This window comes from Falsirhodobacter sp. 20TX0035 (assembly GCF_028307215.1).
Taxonomy (GTDB): Bacteria; Pseudomonadota; Alphaproteobacteria; order Rhodobacterales; family Rhodobacteraceae; genus Falsirhodobacter.
Map to the genome: position 1 here is coordinate 1 of NZ_JAQMHV010000003.1, position 15,365 is coordinate 15,365.

A 15,365-nucleotide genomic window follows, 5' to 3' on the forward strand; every position below is an offset into this window, starting at 1 on the left:
CTCCGCTCGCTGACCCTCCAGCGAACGGTCCGACAAAACATCAGGGGGGTCAAAATTGGGCGCCGATACCCCCGTCTAAGGGGTCAAGATTGCATGCCGAAGCACACGCGTCTTCATCGAGCCTATGCTGGCCGACTACCGCGCCGCTTATGCAGCGGCCCACCTCCACACGCCCGGGGGCCTGATGCCCGCCGAAGCCCATCAGATCGCCCAACGGATCAGCGCACGCCACGGCTGCGGCCCCGATGACCTGATCCTCTGGAACTCCCTCTATCCGAAAGAACGCTCGTGAACCTCGCTGACAAACTCCCCAAAGTCCCCAACGATCTGGTGCTCCCGGCGGGCATAGCCCTTTGCTGCGTCGTTTACGTCGCACTCGGCCTCTACTTGTTGGTGCGTGCGTTCTATGGCTGATCCTTCCCCACTTACCCGCGAAGCTCAAATTGCAGCAGCTTTCAAGCTTCTGACCGACGATCGGGAGGTCATGGCGATGTTCGGGACCAGCACCGCGCAGGATCTGCGCATGATCGGCCGTGTCTACCAGCGCAAGGCCGAGGCGCAGGAGATCGGGAAGTGATCACGCCTACGATCGCGGAACTGGAGGCCATGCTGGAAGTGGCCGCAGCGATCTGTGACAGGGAGCCGGAAGCTGGCCCCCTGTTCGACTACTTTGATGCGCTGGTCGAGAAAGCAAAGGCCGAGGCCGCGCAAAGCCCAGTGGAGCGCATGCGCGCCCGCCGCGCGGCGCAGAGGGCGATGGACGCTAGCGCTGCGTGACGCAAGAGCCCGAACCGTCATTCGTAGCCTATAGCCTTGTAAGAAGCGCGAGGGGGACGGCTTTGGACGCCATGCGACGCCGTCCCCGGATAGTTCAGTTCGCGCCTACCGGATGATCGATAATGAAGCGCCAAGTGCCATCCGCTTGGCGCTGCACGACTTCTACGTTACGGCCGGTGACTTCGGTCTGCTCGCCATCTGCATCCAAAGAAATCCCACACCACTCCCCGATGAGCAGCGAAATGCCTGCATCTTCGTTAGTAAAGCTCTCCAGTTTGATGAAACGGAAATCCCTTAAATCCATAGATGGACGGATTGTGTCCCGGATGGCATCGAGCCCAGACACCAACTTATTTCCCTCAGCAACAAACACAGCGTTCGATGTGTAGAGCATAACTGCCGCGTCGAGATCGGCGGCATTGATTGCTTTCTCCATCCCACGGTCGCAGTCTTCGGGTCGCAGCATATCCATTGTCGTTCTCCAGATGGCGCCTCGTAAGAGGGCATGTTAATCACACTGGTCATGGTTATATTGGCAAGCAAGACATTACAACAGTGATCGGTGTGATAATGGAAGAGCGTCAACGTCGTGGTCGCCCTCGCAAGTTCGAACGTCCTGCTGTGCTACAAGCGGCGGCAGAATGCTTTGGTCGTTTAGGTTATGAAGGGGCTTCGATCGTCGATCTGACTGCTACAATGGGTATCAGCGCGCAAAGTCTTTACTCTGCGTTCGGCACCAAGGCGCAGCTTTTCGAGGAAGCTTTGGAATGGTATCTGGCACACACCGGAGCATTCGGGCCCCGCGCTTTGGCTGAAGAGGTCGATCCAATAGACGGGATTGTCCGGGTGCTGAGAGAGTCAGCGGTCCTGTTCGCAGATGGGCATAGGCCGCAAGGCTGTCTCATCTGCAATTCGGCTCTTGCCGTGGCCCAGGAGCACAGCAACATCGCCATTTACAGCAGCAAGATGCGGCAGGACCGGATCGTTGAGTTGGAAGTGCATTTGGCGCGAGGAGTGAAGGCTGGCAAAATTGATCCGACTATCGACACGGATGGTATCGCACGTCTCGTGATGAGCGTGCGGCAAGGCATGTCGGCGCAGGCAAAGGATGGTGCTAGCTCTAGCGAGCTTCTGCGTATCGTAGCATCATTCGAACCTATGCTGCATAGCCTACGAGCTAAACCTGGCGATCAAGAAACGTCCGCTTAGTCCCAGAAGCAGACAGGTTCAAAGGGCTATAGGTGCCAACAGCCCTGCGATGTGAGCCAGTGACGCCCCCTTGCCATATCGCTCCCGGTTAAGCGCGTGGCCGAACAAGTCTCGCCTGATCCGCTCATCGATCCCGGCCTCCAGCATCCGATCCTCGAACGAATGCCGTAGGCCGTAGAGGGTGTGATCCGCCGTCTCCAGAAGCTTGTTCTCGCGCAGATACTTGTTCACCGTGTCCGACAGGCCCGGGTTGTCGCGATAGCGGGGGAAGCCGCTTGGGCATGCTTTGAACGCTTCAAGGCTCACTCCCAGCAGGGGGATGACCCGCTCGGAGTGGTGGTTCTTGAGAGTTCGGCCCTCCGGGGAAATTTCTATGTGTGGCACGGCGGCATCAAGCCTGATGTGCTTTGCCAGAAGCCCCTGCGCCTCACTCGGCCGATAGCCTGTGTTCACCATGCCCAAAAGGATGCAGCGCGCTTCGAGGTTCAGCCCATCTAGGGCACCGGGGGCGAGGAGCGTATCCTTCAGCCATGATACCGAGAAAGCCGATCGCGTCCGCTTCTTCCCTTCGGCCAGCTTCAGCCCCTTGGTTTTATAGGTGAGGTCGATACCTTTGGACGCGGCCACCGTCGCCAGCATGTTCGTCAGATAGGTAAAGTCCTTGTTGGCGCTACCGGGTGCCAGCCCGCCTTCGCGCACCTTCCTCATCAAGGCAGTCCGCATCTCGAATAGATCATCGGTGGTGATGTCCTCGATCGCCTTATCGCCCACCGTCTCGATGAAGGTAGCCACTGCCTTCTTCCTCGGGTTCTCCCATCGCCTGATCTGGTCCTTGCTCTTGCCAAGGGTGCGATCTTCCGCCAGGGCAAAGAAGCTTTCCGCCACCTTCGACATGCGGACCGAAGGTTTCGGGACGGCGCCAAGAAGCGCCGCGGCGGCCATCATGTCCGGTTTTTCGGGCGTGCTGGTTTCCATGACCGATCGCATACGCTCGATGACCTGTGCCTCGGGCAGCTTCGTCACCACGTCGCGGACCTGAAGGAAACGGTATCCACGCGTGGCAGCGAGGTTCTTTGCGGCCTCGATGCGCTTCTCCGCATCTTCGGTGTCCCCGGCCAATCGTGCTTCCCACGCCTCGACCATTTCGGACCAAACCTGCGCCGCTTTGCTGATAGCCATTGGCTCGCTGTCGGTGTGCAGGGACACCTTGATGATCCGTCGTTCATCCACGGCCTCATACCGCGTCGGCAGGCGCCGCCGCAGGTAGTAGCAATTGCCTCGGAAAACGATGCCCTTCATGGACATTCTCATGCAGTACCTGCCCTTAAGCCGCTCGTTAGCCAATCGGCCATAATGTGACCCAAAATGTAACCCAAAAAGCGTCCCAGCGGCAAGAAAGACGATCATTCCGACCTGCAGAAATCAAAAAAACCCTGCGATTGCAGGGTTTTAGCGGTCACTGGTAGTTGAATATCTGGCGGAGAGAGAGGGATTCGAACCCTCGAGACGGTTCCCCGCCTACACACTTTCCAGGCGTGCGCCTTCGACCACTCGGCCACCTCTCCGTGCTGTGCTCATTAGCGGCTGCAGGAAGACTGTTCAAGACCGAAAAGCACGCGCTTTGCAGACATCATCCGTCGGCCATGGCCTGCCGCACGGCCGCCTGCACGGGCGCGGTCCAGCCTTGGAACAGCCGGTCGCCCACCCGGATCAGGGGGCGCTTCAGCAGGGTCGGATGATCGGCCAGAAGCGTGGGCAGGGGGCGGGCACGCTCGGCCTCGTCCAAGTTGCGCCAGGTGGTGGAGGCGCGATTCACTGCGGCCGCGCCGAAGGTGTCCAGAACCTTCTGAAGTTCGGTTGCATCCAGCGGCTGGGCGCGGATGTCGCGAAACGTGGCGTCGGGCAGGGCGGCGCGGGCCTTGCGGCAGGTGTCACAGGTGGACAGCCCGTAGATCATCATGCGGATGCATCCTTCAAATGCGAACAAAACAGGGGCACCACCCCTATCTCGGTAAAGGAACCTTTCATCCATCCTGCGGATGCTGTGCCCGAAAGTAAACGAGGGTTCCATGTTCGATGTCTTCGCGCTTCCGGCGAACGCCAGCACTGTCCGCATTCTGGGGGCGGTCGTGATCCTTTGCCTGCTGGTCACCCTTTTCGGCCGGCGGGCGGTTCGAAACGCCGGGGGGCAGGGCGGAAGGGCTGTTCCGATCCGCGTCCTGGGCGGGCTGGCCTGTGCGTCGGGACTGCTGGCCGGGGCCGTCGCGATGTGGCCGGAGGGGGCGATGCCCCCCTTTCCCGGCCTGGCGGGGAACGGAATGCTCGGTCTGGCGACCGTGCTGGGCTTGATGGCGTGCGGGCTCCTGCTTCCTGCACGTTCCCCGCGGGACGTGGCAGACGATTCGGTTCGCCTGAAAGCTTTGACCGATCTGGCGATCGAGGGGCTTCTAACCTGCCGCGACGACCGGATCATTACGTGCAACGACCGGTTCCGGATCCTGACGGGCTTGCAGGAGGGCGACGACCTGCACAGCGTCTTCACTGCCGAGGCGCTGGCCCAGCTGCGCGCCGCCCCCGACACATTCCAGCAGATCGGTATCCTGAGCCCGGGGGGCGAGGTCATCCCCGTGGAAGCGACCCTGCGCCTCTTGGTGGACGCGGGCACGACGGACGAGGTCATCGCCCTTCGCGACCTGCGCGCCCAGCGGCAGCAACAGGCGGATCGGGAACGGTCGATCCAGGCGCGGCTGGAAAGCGAACAGCGTTTCCGCTTCCTGATCCAGAGCGTGACGGACTACGCCATCTACATGCTGAATCCCGACGGCCGCGTCGCGAACTGGAACGCGGGGGCCGAACGCAACAAGGGCTACACCGCCGAGGAGATCGTGGGACGGCACTTCTCCGTCTTCTTCTCGCGCGATGACCGGGCCGAAGGGCTGCCGGCGCGGATGCTGGACCGGGCGCTGCGCACGGGAAAGGTCGAAACCTCGGGTTGGCGGTATCGCAAGGACGGATCGCGCTTCTGGGCCTCGGTCCTGCTGGAGCCGATCTTCGACGATGCGGGCCAGCACATCGGCTTTGCCAAGGTCACCCATGACAACACCCGCCAGCTGGAGGACGCCGAGGCGCTGCGCCTGATCCGCCACAAGCTCGCCCTCGCGCTGGAGAACCTGAGCCAGGGGATCGCCCTGTTCGACGAGAAGGAGCGCCTCGTCCTCGGCAACGCCCGCCTGTCGGAGATCCTGAACATCCCCGAGCCCGACGGCCTGTCCCTGGACGACTTCACCGCCAGCATCGCCGAAAAGGTCGATTTGTCGTCGGGAAGCCTCGAAGGACTGCACAAGCGCCACCGCGGGCTGTGGCACGGCACCACGGGGACGGAGCTTCTGCTGGACCTGACCGATGGCCGCACGATCATGGTCATTCACCGGCCGGTGCGCGAAGGCGGCTGGGTCACCACGGTGGAGGATGTGTCCGCCCGCACCCGCTCGGAACGGCAGATCACGCATATGGCGCGGCACGACGCGCTGACCGGCCTGCCCAACCGCACCAGCTTCAAGGAAACCATCGAATGGGCGCTGGACGATGTGCGGGACCGCCCCGGTCACCGTCTGGCTGTGATGGCGATCGATCTGGATCGCTTCAAGGAGATCAACGACCACATGGGCCATGCGGTGGGCGACCAGGTTCTGGCCGGGCTTGCCCGCCGGTTGGAAGCGACGCTGCGCGGCAACGAGTTTGTGGCGCGCTTTGGCGGGGACGAGTTTGCTGCCTTCAAGACCATCGCTTCGGAGGAGGAGCTGACGGACTTCCAGACGCGCCTGCTGCAGGCCATCGGTGCCGAAATGTCGATCAATGGCAACGAGGTGTCGGTCGGCGCCAGCGTCGGGATCGCCCTGTTCCCCGAGGATGCGAACACGTTCGAGAAGCTGATGGCGAATGCGGATCTGGCGATGTACCGCGCCAAATCCAGCCTGGATGAAAAGGTATGCCGCTACGAATCGCGCATGGACGAAGCCTCGCGCGACCGCCAGGCGATGGCACGTGACCTTTGGCGCGCGGTGGAGCGGGGGGAGCTCTACCTGCACCACCAGATCCAGAAATCCGTCAGCACGGGCGAGACGACGGGCTACGAGGTGCTTCTGCGCTGGATGCATCCCGAACGGGGCCTCGTCTCCCCCGCCGATTTCATCCCGCTGGCCGAGGAATGCGGCGCGATCATGTCCATCGGCGACTGGGTGCTGCGGACCGCCTGCCAGCAGGCGGCCGCCTGGCGCGACAAGATCCGCATCGCGGTCAATCTGTCGCCGGTGCAGCTGAACAACCCCCGCTTCGTCGCCCAGCTGGAGGAGATCTTGCACGAGACGGGGATCGAGCCCGACCGGCTGGAACTGGAAGTAACCGAAAGCGCCATCATCCCGGACAAGGCGCGGGCGCTGCACATGCTGAACCAGGTGAAGGCGCTGGGCGTGACGGTGGCCATCGACGATTTCGGAACGGGCTACTCCTCGCTCGACACCCTGCGGTCCTTCCCCTTCGACAAGATCAAGCTGGACCGCAGCTTCATCCGCGAGGTGGAAACAAGCCCGCAGTCGAAAGCGATCATCCGCGCCATCCTGGCGCTGGGCCGCAGCCTGGAGGTTCCGGTGCTGGCCGAAGGGGTGGAAACCCCGGCGCAGTTGTCGCTTCTGCAATCCGAGGGCTGCGACGAGGCGCAGGGCTACTTCCTTGGCCGCCCCGGCGTCCTTTCGCTGCCCGAGACCCCCTCGCTGGTGGCCTGAGGGGGATCGGCCATTGAAGTTGCCGCCGTTCTGCCAAACATAGGCGGCATGTCTTCTGGAGAACTTCGATGAGCCTGGCCGATCTTCTGATACTCGTTCTGGTGGCGCTGGGTGTGGTCTGGGCGTTCCTGCGCTACACCCCGTCGGACTCGCAGGACTGGCACGTGGATCCGCTGTCGGTGCGCAAGTCCCGCCGTCCGAACCACCTGCTGCTGCGCGAGGATGGGCCCTATCTTCCCCTGCCGCCGCATCAGGTCGCCGCGCGGCTGGAGGCGGTGGCCCTGCACACGCCCCGCACCTCGGCCTTTGCCGGCGAAGGGTTTCAGCGGACGTGGATCACCCGTTCGGCGGTGCTGGGCCTGCCCACCTTCACCTCGTTCCGGCTGATCCCCGAAGGGTCGGGGACGCGGGTCGCCGTCTATGCCCGCAGCCGGTATCTGTCCTATCTGCCCGCGTCGGAACGCGCGCGGGTCGAGGGGTGGCTCGCCACGCTGAAGTCCTCCATCCTCACGGAACCCGGCGTTCCTCCAACGCCTCCACACGCTCTCTGAGAACCTCCAGATCGGCCGGCGGCTCCTCCTCCTTCGGGCCGATGAAGCGGGAAAACAGCCGCGCCAGAAGCCGGTTCAGGTCGTCCATGATCAGGAAGAAGGACGGCACCACCACAAGGCTGAGGATGGTGGACGCGATGATCCCGCCGATCACCGCAACGGCCATGGGCGCGCGGAACGTCCCGCCCGCGCCGATGCCCAGGGCCGAGGGCAGCATCCCCGCCGACATCGCGATGGAGGTCATGACGATGGGCCGCGCGCGCTTGTGGCCCGCCTCCATCACGGCGGTGATGCGTTCCATCCCCCGAGCGCGCATCTCGATCGCGAAGTCAATCAGCAGGATGGCGTTCTTGGTGACGATGCCCATCAGCATCAGGATGCCGATCAGCACCGGCATCGACAACGGCTCCCGCGCCAGGATCAGGGCCGCCGCCACGCCGCCGATGGCCAGCGGCAGCGACAACAGGATCGTGAAGGGCTGCACGACGGACTTGAACAACAGGATCAGCACCGATAGCACAAGGATCAGGCCCATCATCATCGCCTGCTGGAAGCTGACGACCAGTTCGGCCTGCACCTCGGCGTCGCCCACCTCGGCGATGCGGACGGACGGCGGCAACTCCACCCCCATGGCGATGGTGCGGAACGCCTCGGTCGCGGTCCCAAGGGCCACCCCTGGGGGCAGGTTCGCGCCGATGGTGGCACGGCGTTCGCGGTCATAGCGGTTGATCTGGCTGGGCCCTTCGGCCAACGTCACGTCCGCCACGGCGGCCAGCGGCACCAGCGCGCCGGACCCGCTCTTGATCTTCACCGCGGCCAGCCGGGCGAGATCGTCGCGCACATCCTCCTCCAGTTGAACCCGGATGGGGATCTGGCGGTCGTCCAGCGCGATCTCGGCCAGCGCCGCGTCCACGTCTCCAAGAGTGGCCACGCGCACCGTCCGGGCGATGGTGTCGGTGTCGATGCCCAGACGGGCGGCGTCGTCCAGCCGGGGCACGACATGCACCTCGGGCCGGGGCAGGGCGCCTTCGGCCGCCACGTTGGCCAGCCGCGGATCGCCCCGCAGCGCCGCCTCCAGCCGCGCCGTCGCCTCGGTCAGCGCCGCCTGATCCGAGGACAGGACCGAGAACTGGATGTCCCGCTGCCCCCGGTCGTTCAGCTTGTAGGCGCGCAGGTCGGGGATCGTGGCCAGACGCTCGAACACCTCGGCCTCGATGTCCCATTGCGGGCGCAGGCGGCCTTCGGGCGTGGGCAGGATCCCCTGGGCAAAGGGCAGGATCTGGTACAGCCGTCCGCCCAGATGATCCGCCGGCGCGTCCAGCAGCACGGTGACCGACGCCCGCCGCACGTCCAGATCCCCGATGGGGGAGGATCCGCCCAGAACGAAGACGTCGCGCACCCCCTCCACCTCGCGGATCGCGTTCTCCATCCGCAGGGTCACGGCGTCCGTGTCCTCCAGCCGGGTGCCGGGGGGCAGTTCCACGCTGATGGGGATGCGGCTCACATCCTCGGGCGGGATGAAGCTGCCGGGGATCTTCAGAAGAAAGAACACCGACACCGCCAGCACCCCGATCGCCGCCAGAAGCGTGACGTAACGCCAACGCAGGGACAGCGCGACCAGCCGCAGATAACCGCGCATGAAGGGGCCGTCCGTCTCCTCATGCGCGGCGTCGCGGCCCCGCATCAGATAGGCGGCCATCATCGGCGTGATCAGCCGCGCCACCAGAAGCGAGAAGAGGACCGCGATGGCCACCGTCAAGCCGAACTGCCGGAAATACTGCCCCGGGATCCCGGCCATGAAGGACACGGGCGCGAACACGGCCACGATGGTCAGCGTCGTCGCGATGACGGCCAGCCCGATCTCGTCCGCGGCCTCGATCGCGGCGCGGTAGGGGGTCTTGCCCATGCGCATGTGCCGGGCGATGTTCTCCACCTCCACGATGGCGTCGTCCACAAGGATGCCGGTCGCCAGCGTGATCGCCAGAAGGCTGACAAGGTTCAGCGAAAAGCCCAAGATGTCCATGATCCAGAAGGTCGGGATCGCGGACAGGGGCAGGGCGACGGCGGCGATGGCCGTGGCGCGCCAGTTCTTCAGGAACGCCAGAACCACCAGCACGGCCAGAACGGCGCCTTCCACCAGCGTGTGCAGAGCGGTTTCATAGTTGCCGAGGGTGTAGCCGACCATGTCGTCCACCTTGGTGATCCGGGCGTCGGGATGGGCCTGCCGCACGGTGGCCAGACCCGCCTCCACCTGCTCAGCCACCGACACTTCGGACGCGCCCTGCGCACGGAAGACGGCGATGGACACCACCGCCTGCCCCCCGGCGCGCGAGAAGGAGCGGGGCTCCTCATACGTGTCCTCCACCCGGCCCAGATCGGACAGGCGCACGCGCCCGTTGGGGGTCGGGATGGTGGTGGCCGCCAGCGCCTCCACCGAGGGCGCGTCCCCCAGCGTGCGGATCACCTGCTCGGCGCCCCCCACCTCGCCCCGGCCGCCGCCCACGTCGATGTTAAGGGTGCCCAGCGCCCGGCTCACCTCGTCGGCGGTCAAGCCCTGACCGGCCAGCCGCACCGGGTCCAGCGTCAGCCGCACCTCGCGGTCGGCGCCGCCGAAGCGGTCCACCTGGCCGACGCCGGGGCGGCCCTGAAGCGCGCGGATCACGGTGTCGTCCACGAACCACGACAGTTCCTCCACGGTCATGGAGGGGTCGGAGACGGCATAGGTCAGGATGGCCTGCCCCTCCACCTCCACCCGGGTGACGATGGGGGGATCGATGCCGGCGGGCAGATCGGCCTGGATCTGGTCCACCTCGTCCTTCACGTCCTGGACGGCGCGGTCGGTGGGGACCGACATCTCGAATTCCACGATCGTGCGGGACTGGTTGTCCCCGATGGTGGAGGTGACGTGCTTCACCCCCGGAATGCCCGCGACCGCGTCCTCCACCTCTTTCGTGACCTGGCTTTCCAGTTCGGCCGGGGCCGCGCCTTCCTGGATCACGGTGACGGCGACCAGCGGCACGTCGATGTTGGGAAAGCGCGTGACGGGCAGCGACAGGAAGCTTTGGACCCCCAGCACCACCAGCATCACAAAGGCGAGGATCGGCGCGACCGGGTTCCGGATCGACCAGGCGGAGACGTTCATCACTCCTCCACGGCGTTGATGCGGTCGCCTTCGCGCACAAAGGCGCCGGCCTTCGACACGATACGGTCGCCTTCAGTCAGACCCTCCACCTCGACCCGCCCGCCGTCGCGGATGCCAAGGGAAACGGGCACGCGGTGGGCCACGCCGTCCGTCACGCGCATGGCAAAGGGGCCGGCGGCGTCGCGTCCTACGGCCAGCGCGGGCAAAGACAGGGTGTCGCGCACCGCCGTGGTGATCGTGGCCTCGGCGAACAGGCCGGGACGCAGGTGAGAGGAATCGTCGACCGCGATCCGCACCCGGCCCAGCCGCGTCGTCTCGTTCACCTGCGGTTCGACAAGGCGCACGGTGCCGGGCAGGGTGGAGCCGTCGATCAGGCGCAGGGTCGCGGGCTGGCCGGGGGCAAGGCGCAGAAGGTCGGCCTCCGTCACGTCGGCGCGCAGTTCCAGCGCCCCGTCGCGGATCAGCACGAACATCGGATCGCCGCTGCCGCTGGCAATGGCGCCAAGGGCTGCGTTGCGCGCCACGATTTGGCCCGCCACCGGTGTCTTCACCTCGGTCCGGGCCAGTTGCAGGTCAAGATCGGCGATCTGGGCTTCGGTCACGCGCACCTCGGCCCGGGCGGCCTCGCCCTGTTGGCGGGCGGCCTGCACCCGCGCCTCGGCCGTGGCAAGGCCCGCCTGCGCCTGATCGACGGCCGCCTGCGACGTGGCGGACTGCGCCTGAAGCTGGGCCGTGCGCGCGGCTGTGGCGCGGGCCTCGGTGGCGCTGGCCTCGGCCTCCACCCGGCCCGCCTCGGCCTGCGCGGCGGCGGCCTGCGACTGCGCGCGCTGCGCTTCCAGCCGCGCGCGCCCCAGTTCCAGCGACGCTTGGGACAGGCGCGCCAGCACGGCCCCCGCCTCCACCCGGTCGCCCACGTCGGCCAGAAGCGCTTCCACCGGCTGGCCGTCGATCAGGGGCTGCACCTCCACCCGCTCCACAGGCTCCACCAGCCCGGTCGCGACGATGCGGTCGGCCAGCTGTTCGCGCCGCACGGGCGTCACGGTCAGGGAAGGGAGGGCGATGTCCTGCGCCATCGCCCCCATGGGCAAAAGAAGCAGGGCAAGAACACGAAGCATGGCGCGGCCTTTCGTTCGGTGCGCCACTATGTGCGCGAACCGGCCGCCGCTTCAAGGCACCGCCTACGGTGAAACAGCCCCCTTGCGGGGGCTGCACGTGTCAGGAGGCGGGGCGGAAGCGTTCCGTGGACAGGGCCGCTTCCATCAGGCGGCGGGTGTAGTCTTCGCGCGGGGCGTCGAAGACCTGCTCCGTGGGGCCTTCCTCCACGATCTCGCCCGATTTCATGACGATGATGTGGTCGGCCAGCGCGCGCACGACGGACAGGTCGTGGCTGATGAAGAAATACGACAGCTTGTATTTCAACTGCAGGTCCCGCAGCAGCGTCACGATCTGCTTTTGCACCGATCGGTCCAGCGCGCTGGTCGGTTCGTCCAGCACGATCACCCGCGGGCGCAGGATCATCGTGCGCGCGATGGCGATGCGCTGGCGTTGCCCGCCCGAGAATTCGTGCGGATAGCGGTTGCGCATGGAGGCATCCAGACCGACCTCCTCCAGCGCCTCGCCGGCGCGCGTGTTGCGCTCGGCCCGGCTCATCGACGGTTCGTGGATCAGCAGCCCCTCGGTGATGATCTGCCCCACCGTCATGCGCGGGGACAGCGACCCGAAGGGGTCCTGGAACACCAGCTGCAACTGGTGCCGGAAGGGGCGCATCTCATCAATGCCGTGCGGCAGTTCCGTGCCCAGCCACGCGACCCGCCCTTCGGATTCGGTCAGCCGCAGCAGGGCACGGCCCAGTGTGGACTTGCCCGAGCCGGACTCCCCCACCACACCGATCGTCTGCCCTTCGCGCAGGTTGACCGAGATGCCCTTCACCGCCTGAAGATAGGTCGGCTTCTTCAGGAACCCGCCGCCCAGCGGGAAGGTCACGTGCACCTTGTCGCCGCGCAGCAGTTCGGGCGCGTCGGGGGCGGGGGGCAGCTTCTGGCCCTCCGGCTCCGCATCCAGAAGCATGCGGGTGTAGGGGTGCTTCGGCGCGGTGAACACCGCTTCCGCGGTACCATCCTCCACGACCTCTCCTCGGCGCATGACGGCCACGTGGTCGGCGAAGCGGCGCACGATGCCCAGATCATGCGTGATGAACACGATGGCCATGCCCAGACGTTTCTGCAGATCCGCCAGCAGTTCCAGGATCTGCGCCTGGATCGTGACGTCCAGCGCGGTGGTCGGTTCGTCCGCGATCAGGATGTCCGGGTCGTTGGCCAGCGCCATCGCGATCATCACGCGCTGGCGTTGCCCGCCCGACATCTCGTGCGGGTAGCTGTCGATGCGGCGCTCGGGATCGGGGATGCCGACCAGACGCAGCAGCTCCAGAATGCGCGGACGGGCCTGACGGCGCGACATCCCCGCGTGATACCGCAGCGGCTCGGCCAGTTGGTCGCCGATGCGGTAAAGGGGATCGAGCGAGGTCATCGGCTCCTGGAAGATCATGGTGATCTTCTTGCCGCGGATCTTGTTCAGCTCCCGCTCCGACAGGTTCAGAACCTCGCGGTCGCGGTATTTCACGCTGCCGGTGGCTTTGCCGTTGGCCGCCAGAAGGCCCATCAGCGCCATGGTCGTCTGGCTTTTGCCGGACCCGGATTCGCCCACGATGGCCAGCGTCTCCCCCGACTTGAGGTCGAGGTTGACGCCCTTCACCGCTTCCACCGGGCCGTCGTTCGTCTGGAACGTCACGCGCAGGTCGCGGACGGACAGGATGGTGTTGTCGCTCATCTCACCGCTCCTTCGGGTCAAGGCTGTCGCGCAGGCCGTCGCCCAGGAAGTTCAGCGCGAACAGGATCACGGTCAGCACGGCGGCCGGTCCGATCAGCTGCCACGACGCGCCGCGCATGTTCTGCGCCCCTTCCGAGATCAGGAGGCCCAGCGACGTCATCGGGTCCTGCACGCCAAGGCCGAGGAAGGACAGCAGGCTTTCGGCCAGGATCGCCTTCGGCACCAGCAGCGTGACGAACACGATCACCGGTCCCAGCGCGTTGGGGATGATGTGGCGTTTCAGGATGCCCGCGCGGGTGGCGCCCAAGGCTTCCGCCGCCTGGACGAATTCGCGGCGCTTCAGCGACAGGGTCTGGCCGCGCACGATGCGCGCCATGTCCAGCCATTCCGTGGCACCGATGGCGATGAAGATGATCAGCAGGGATCGCCCGAAGAACACCAGAAGCAGGATCACGAAGAAGATGAACGGCAGCGAATACAGGATGTCCACGATCCGCATCATCACGTTGTCGACGCGCCCGCCCAGATAGCCCGAGATCGCGCCATAGGTCACGCCCAGCACCAGCGCCATGGCGGAGGCCAGAAGCCCGATGGCAAGCGAGATGCGCACCCCGATCAGGATGCGGGACAGCATGTCACGACCAAGGTTGTCCGTGCCAAGGAAGAAGTAGTTGCGTTCCACCCCCATGGTCAGGGTGCCGGACAGGCCGTCCCCGGCCAGTTCCAGCTCGGGGTTGAAGAACTGGTCGGACCGCTGGAAGTAGCGGACCACGCGTTCGTCGATCGGCTGGTCCGAGGCGATCTGCACGGTCACCGTGTCGCCCGACACCTCCGTCTCCGTGGCGTCCACGCGGGCGCGACGGATCAGGTCGGTCACCGCGGGCTCGATCTCGTCCGCGCGGGGATAGGCTTCCAGGCTCGGCGGCACGCGGACGTATTGCTGGTAGATCGCGCCGTAGGGGTGGGGGGAGATCATGGGACCGATGGCCCCCGCAAGCCCCAGCACCACCAGCACCACAAGGCTGGCCAGCGCGGCACGGTTCTTCTTCAGCCGGATCCACGCGTCCTGCCACAAGGAGCGGCTGGGCGCCGCGGTCATCGTTGCATCAGTCATAGCGTACCCTCGGATCAAGCCAAGCATAGGCGAGGTCCACCAGCAGGTTGAAGATCACCACGAAGACGGCGATCACCACCACGGTGCCCATCACCAGCGTGTAGTCGCGCCCCAGCGCGCCCTGCACGAAGTAACGTCCGACGCCCGGAAGGCCGAACACGGTTTCCACCACGACCGATCCGGTCAGGAGGGCGGCGGCGGTCGGCCCCAGATAGGACACGGTCGGCAGCATGGCCGCGCGCAACGCGTGCACGCCCACCACGACGCGGGCCGGCAGGCCATAGGCGCGGGCGGTGCGGACGTGGTTGGCGCGCAGCGCCTCCACCGTGGCGCCGCGGACAAGGCGCGCGATCACGGCCACCTGCGGCAGGGCCAGCGTGATCACGGGCAGGATCCAGTAGGCGGGGTTCGCATTGCTCCACCCGCCGGCCGGCAGGACGCCCAGGATGACGCCGAAGAACAGGCTCAGCAGCGGGGCGATGACGAAGTTCGGCGTGGTGATGCCCAGGGTGGCGATCGCCACGATCAGGTTGTCCAGCCAGGAATTCTGCTTCAGCGCGGCGATCGCGCCCAGGATGATCCCGAAGATCGTGGCGGCCAGCAGCGCCAGCCCGCCCAGCAGGATCGACACCGGCAACCCTTGGGCGAACAGCTCGTTCACGGAAAAGTCGCGGCGGGTGAAGCTGGGGCCAAGGTCGCCCTGGATCAGGTTGCCCAGATACATCAGGTATTGCTGCCACAGCGGCGCATCCAGGTTGTAGGCGCGCTGCAGGTTGGCGAGAATGAGGGGATCCAGCGGCCGTTCCAGATCGAACGGGCCACCGGGCGCGATACGGATCGCGAAGAAGGTCAGCGTGACGATGATGAAGATCGTCGGCACCGCGCTGGCCATCCGTCGCAAGGTGTATCCAAGCATCGGTAAACCTATGAAGTTGAAGGGCGGGTCTTTCGACCCGCCCGTGAGG

13 protein-coding genes and 1 tRNA gene are annotated in these 15,365 nt (G+C 65.7%); 5 read left to right on the top strand and 9 right to left on the bottom strand.

Features of this window, described 5'->3' with window-relative positions:
* Positions 1-124 precede the first annotated feature (124 nt).
* The gene (locus PIJ50_RS05355) at positions 125-292 is read left to right on the top strand and encodes a hypothetical protein (RefSeq protein ID WP_271973380.1); all 168 of its coding nucleotides are present in this window, start codon (positions 125-127) and stop codon (positions 290-292) included.
* A 281-nt stretch (positions 293-573) separates the two neighbouring features.
* Positions 574-777, top strand: coding sequence for a hypothetical protein (locus PIJ50_RS05360; protein ID WP_271973383.1), 204 nt, complete (start codon positions 574-576; stop codon positions 775-777).
* Between the two features lie 94 nt (positions 778-871).
* Here the strand turns inward: PIJ50_RS05360 and PIJ50_RS05365 are convergent, their stop codons facing one another.
* A complete protein-coding gene (locus PIJ50_RS05365; protein WP_271973385.1) occupies positions 872-1,249 on the bottom strand; it encodes a YybH family protein in 378 nt (125 codons plus the stop codon).
* Positions 1,250-1,347: 98 nt separating this feature from the next.
* Between PIJ50_RS05365 and PIJ50_RS05370 the strand changes: the two genes are divergently transcribed.
* Positions 1,348-1,986, top strand: a complete 639-nt coding sequence (locus PIJ50_RS05370) for a TetR/AcrR family transcriptional regulator (RefSeq protein WP_271973387.1) — start codon at positions 1,348-1,350, stop codon at positions 1,984-1,986.
* Positions 1,987-2,004: 18 nt separating this feature from the next.
* Here the strand turns inward: PIJ50_RS05370 and PIJ50_RS05375 are convergent, their stop codons facing one another.
* The 3 genes from PIJ50_RS05375 to PIJ50_RS05385 all read right to left on the bottom strand — a co-directional run bounded on the left by PIJ50_RS05375 (position 2,005) and on the right by PIJ50_RS05385 (position 3,946).
* Entirely contained in the window at positions 2,005-3,285 is a 1,281-nt protein-coding gene (locus PIJ50_RS05375; protein ID WP_334212718.1) for a site-specific integrase, read from the bottom strand.
* Between the two features lie 176 nt (positions 3,286-3,461).
* Positions 3,462-3,551, bottom strand: a tRNA-Ser gene (locus PIJ50_RS05380).
* A 65-nt stretch (positions 3,552-3,616) separates the two neighbouring features.
* The gene (locus PIJ50_RS05385) at positions 3,617-3,946 is read right to left on the bottom strand and encodes an arsenate reductase family protein (RefSeq protein ID WP_271973388.1); all 330 of its coding nucleotides are present in this window, start codon (positions 3,944-3,946) and stop codon (positions 3,617-3,619) included.
* A 109-nt stretch (positions 3,947-4,055) separates the two neighbouring features.
* Between PIJ50_RS05385 and PIJ50_RS05390 the strand changes: the two genes are divergently transcribed.
* Positions 4,056-6,767, top strand: coding sequence for a sensor domain-containing protein (locus PIJ50_RS05390; RefSeq protein ID WP_271973389.1), 2,712 nt, complete (start codon positions 4,056-4,058; stop codon positions 6,765-6,767).
* 68 nt (positions 6,768-6,835) lie between these two features.
* Positions 6,836-7,318 carry a DUF1499 domain-containing protein gene (locus PIJ50_RS05395; RefSeq protein WP_271973392.1) on the top strand — a complete coding sequence of 161 codons (483 nt, stop codon included), beginning with the start codon at positions 6,836-6,838 and terminating at the stop codon, positions 7,316-7,318.
* Here PIJ50_RS05395 and PIJ50_RS05400 read toward each other — a convergent pair.
* The 5 genes from PIJ50_RS05400 to PIJ50_RS05420 form a co-directional block, all read right to left on the bottom strand.
* A complete protein-coding gene (locus tag PIJ50_RS05400; RefSeq protein ID WP_271973394.1) occupies positions 7,275-10,460 on the bottom strand; it encodes an efflux RND transporter permease subunit in 3,186 nt (1,061 codons plus the stop codon). The two genes, PIJ50_RS05395 and PIJ50_RS05400, sit on opposite strands and share 44 nt — an antisense overlap.
* Complete coding sequence (locus PIJ50_RS05405) at positions 10,460-11,575, bottom strand: efflux RND transporter periplasmic adaptor subunit (protein ID WP_271973396.1); 1,116 nt, start codon at positions 11,573-11,575, stop codon at positions 10,460-10,462. The genes PIJ50_RS05400 and PIJ50_RS05405 overlap by 1 nt, the downstream gene beginning before the upstream one ends.
* A gap of 100 nt (positions 11,576-11,675) precedes the next feature.
* Entirely contained in the window at positions 11,676-13,286 is a 1,611-nt protein-coding gene (locus PIJ50_RS05410; RefSeq protein ID WP_271973398.1) for an ABC transporter ATP-binding protein, read from the bottom strand.
* 1 nt (position 13,287) lies between these two features.
* Positions 13,288-14,400 carry an ABC transporter permease gene (locus PIJ50_RS05415; protein WP_271973401.1) on the bottom strand — a complete coding sequence of 371 codons (1,113 nt, stop codon included), beginning with the start codon at positions 14,398-14,400 and terminating at the stop codon, positions 13,288-13,290.
* On the bottom strand, positions 14,393-15,316 hold the full coding sequence (locus PIJ50_RS05420) for an ABC transporter permease subunit (RefSeq protein WP_271973403.1): 924 nt from the start codon (positions 15,314-15,316) through the stop codon (positions 14,393-14,395). The genes PIJ50_RS05415 and PIJ50_RS05420 overlap by 8 nt, the downstream gene beginning before the upstream one ends.
* Between the last annotated feature and the right edge of the window lie 49 nt (positions 15,317-15,365).

What these genes read in the sequence shown, in the direction of transcription:
- PIJ50_RS05415 (WP_271973401.1), bottom strand. Translation starts at nt 14,400, where the DNA reads ATGACTGATGCAACGATGACCGCGGCGCCCAGCCGCTCCTTGTGGCAG.
- PIJ50_RS05400 (WP_271973394.1), bottom strand. Translation starts at nt 10,460, where the DNA reads ATGAACGTCTCCGCCTGGTCGATCCGGAACCCGGTCGCGCCGATCCTC.
- PIJ50_RS05385 (WP_271973388.1), bottom strand. Translation starts at nt 3,946, where the DNA reads ATGATGATCTACGGGCTGTCCACCTGTGACACCTGCCGCAAGGCCCGC.
- PIJ50_RS05405 (WP_271973396.1), bottom strand. Translation starts at nt 11,575, where the DNA reads ATGCTTCGTGTTCTTGCCCTGCTTCTTTTGCCCATGGGGGCGATGGCG.
- PIJ50_RS05410 (WP_271973398.1), bottom strand. Translation starts at nt 13,286, where the DNA reads ATGAGCGACAACACCATCCTGTCCGTCCGCGACCTGCGCGTGACGTTC.
- PIJ50_RS05420 (WP_271973403.1), bottom strand. Translation starts at nt 15,316, where the DNA reads ATGCTTGGATACACCTTGCGACGGATGGCCAGCGCGGTGCCGACGATC.
- PIJ50_RS05365 (WP_271973385.1), bottom strand. Translation starts at nt 1,249, where the DNA reads ATGGATATGCTGCGACCCGAAGACTGCGACCGTGGGATGGAGAAAGCA.
- PIJ50_RS05375 (WP_334212718.1), bottom strand. Translation starts at nt 3,285, where the DNA reads ATGAAGGGCATCGTTTTCCGAGGCAATTGCTACTACCTGCGGCGGCGC.
- PIJ50_RS05390 (WP_271973389.1), top strand. Translation starts at nt 4,056, where the DNA reads ATGTTCGATGTCTTCGCGCTTCCGGCGAACGCCAGCACTGTCCGCATT.
- PIJ50_RS05370 (WP_271973387.1), top strand. Translation starts at nt 1,348, where the DNA reads ATGGAAGAGCGTCAACGTCGTGGTCGCCCTCGCAAGTTCGAACGTCCT.
- PIJ50_RS05395 (WP_271973392.1), top strand. Translation starts at nt 6,836, where the DNA reads ATGAGCCTGGCCGATCTTCTGATACTCGTTCTGGTGGCGCTGGGTGTG.
- PIJ50_RS05355 (WP_271973380.1), top strand. Translation starts at nt 125, where the DNA reads ATGCTGGCCGACTACCGCGCCGCTTATGCAGCGGCCCACCTCCACACG.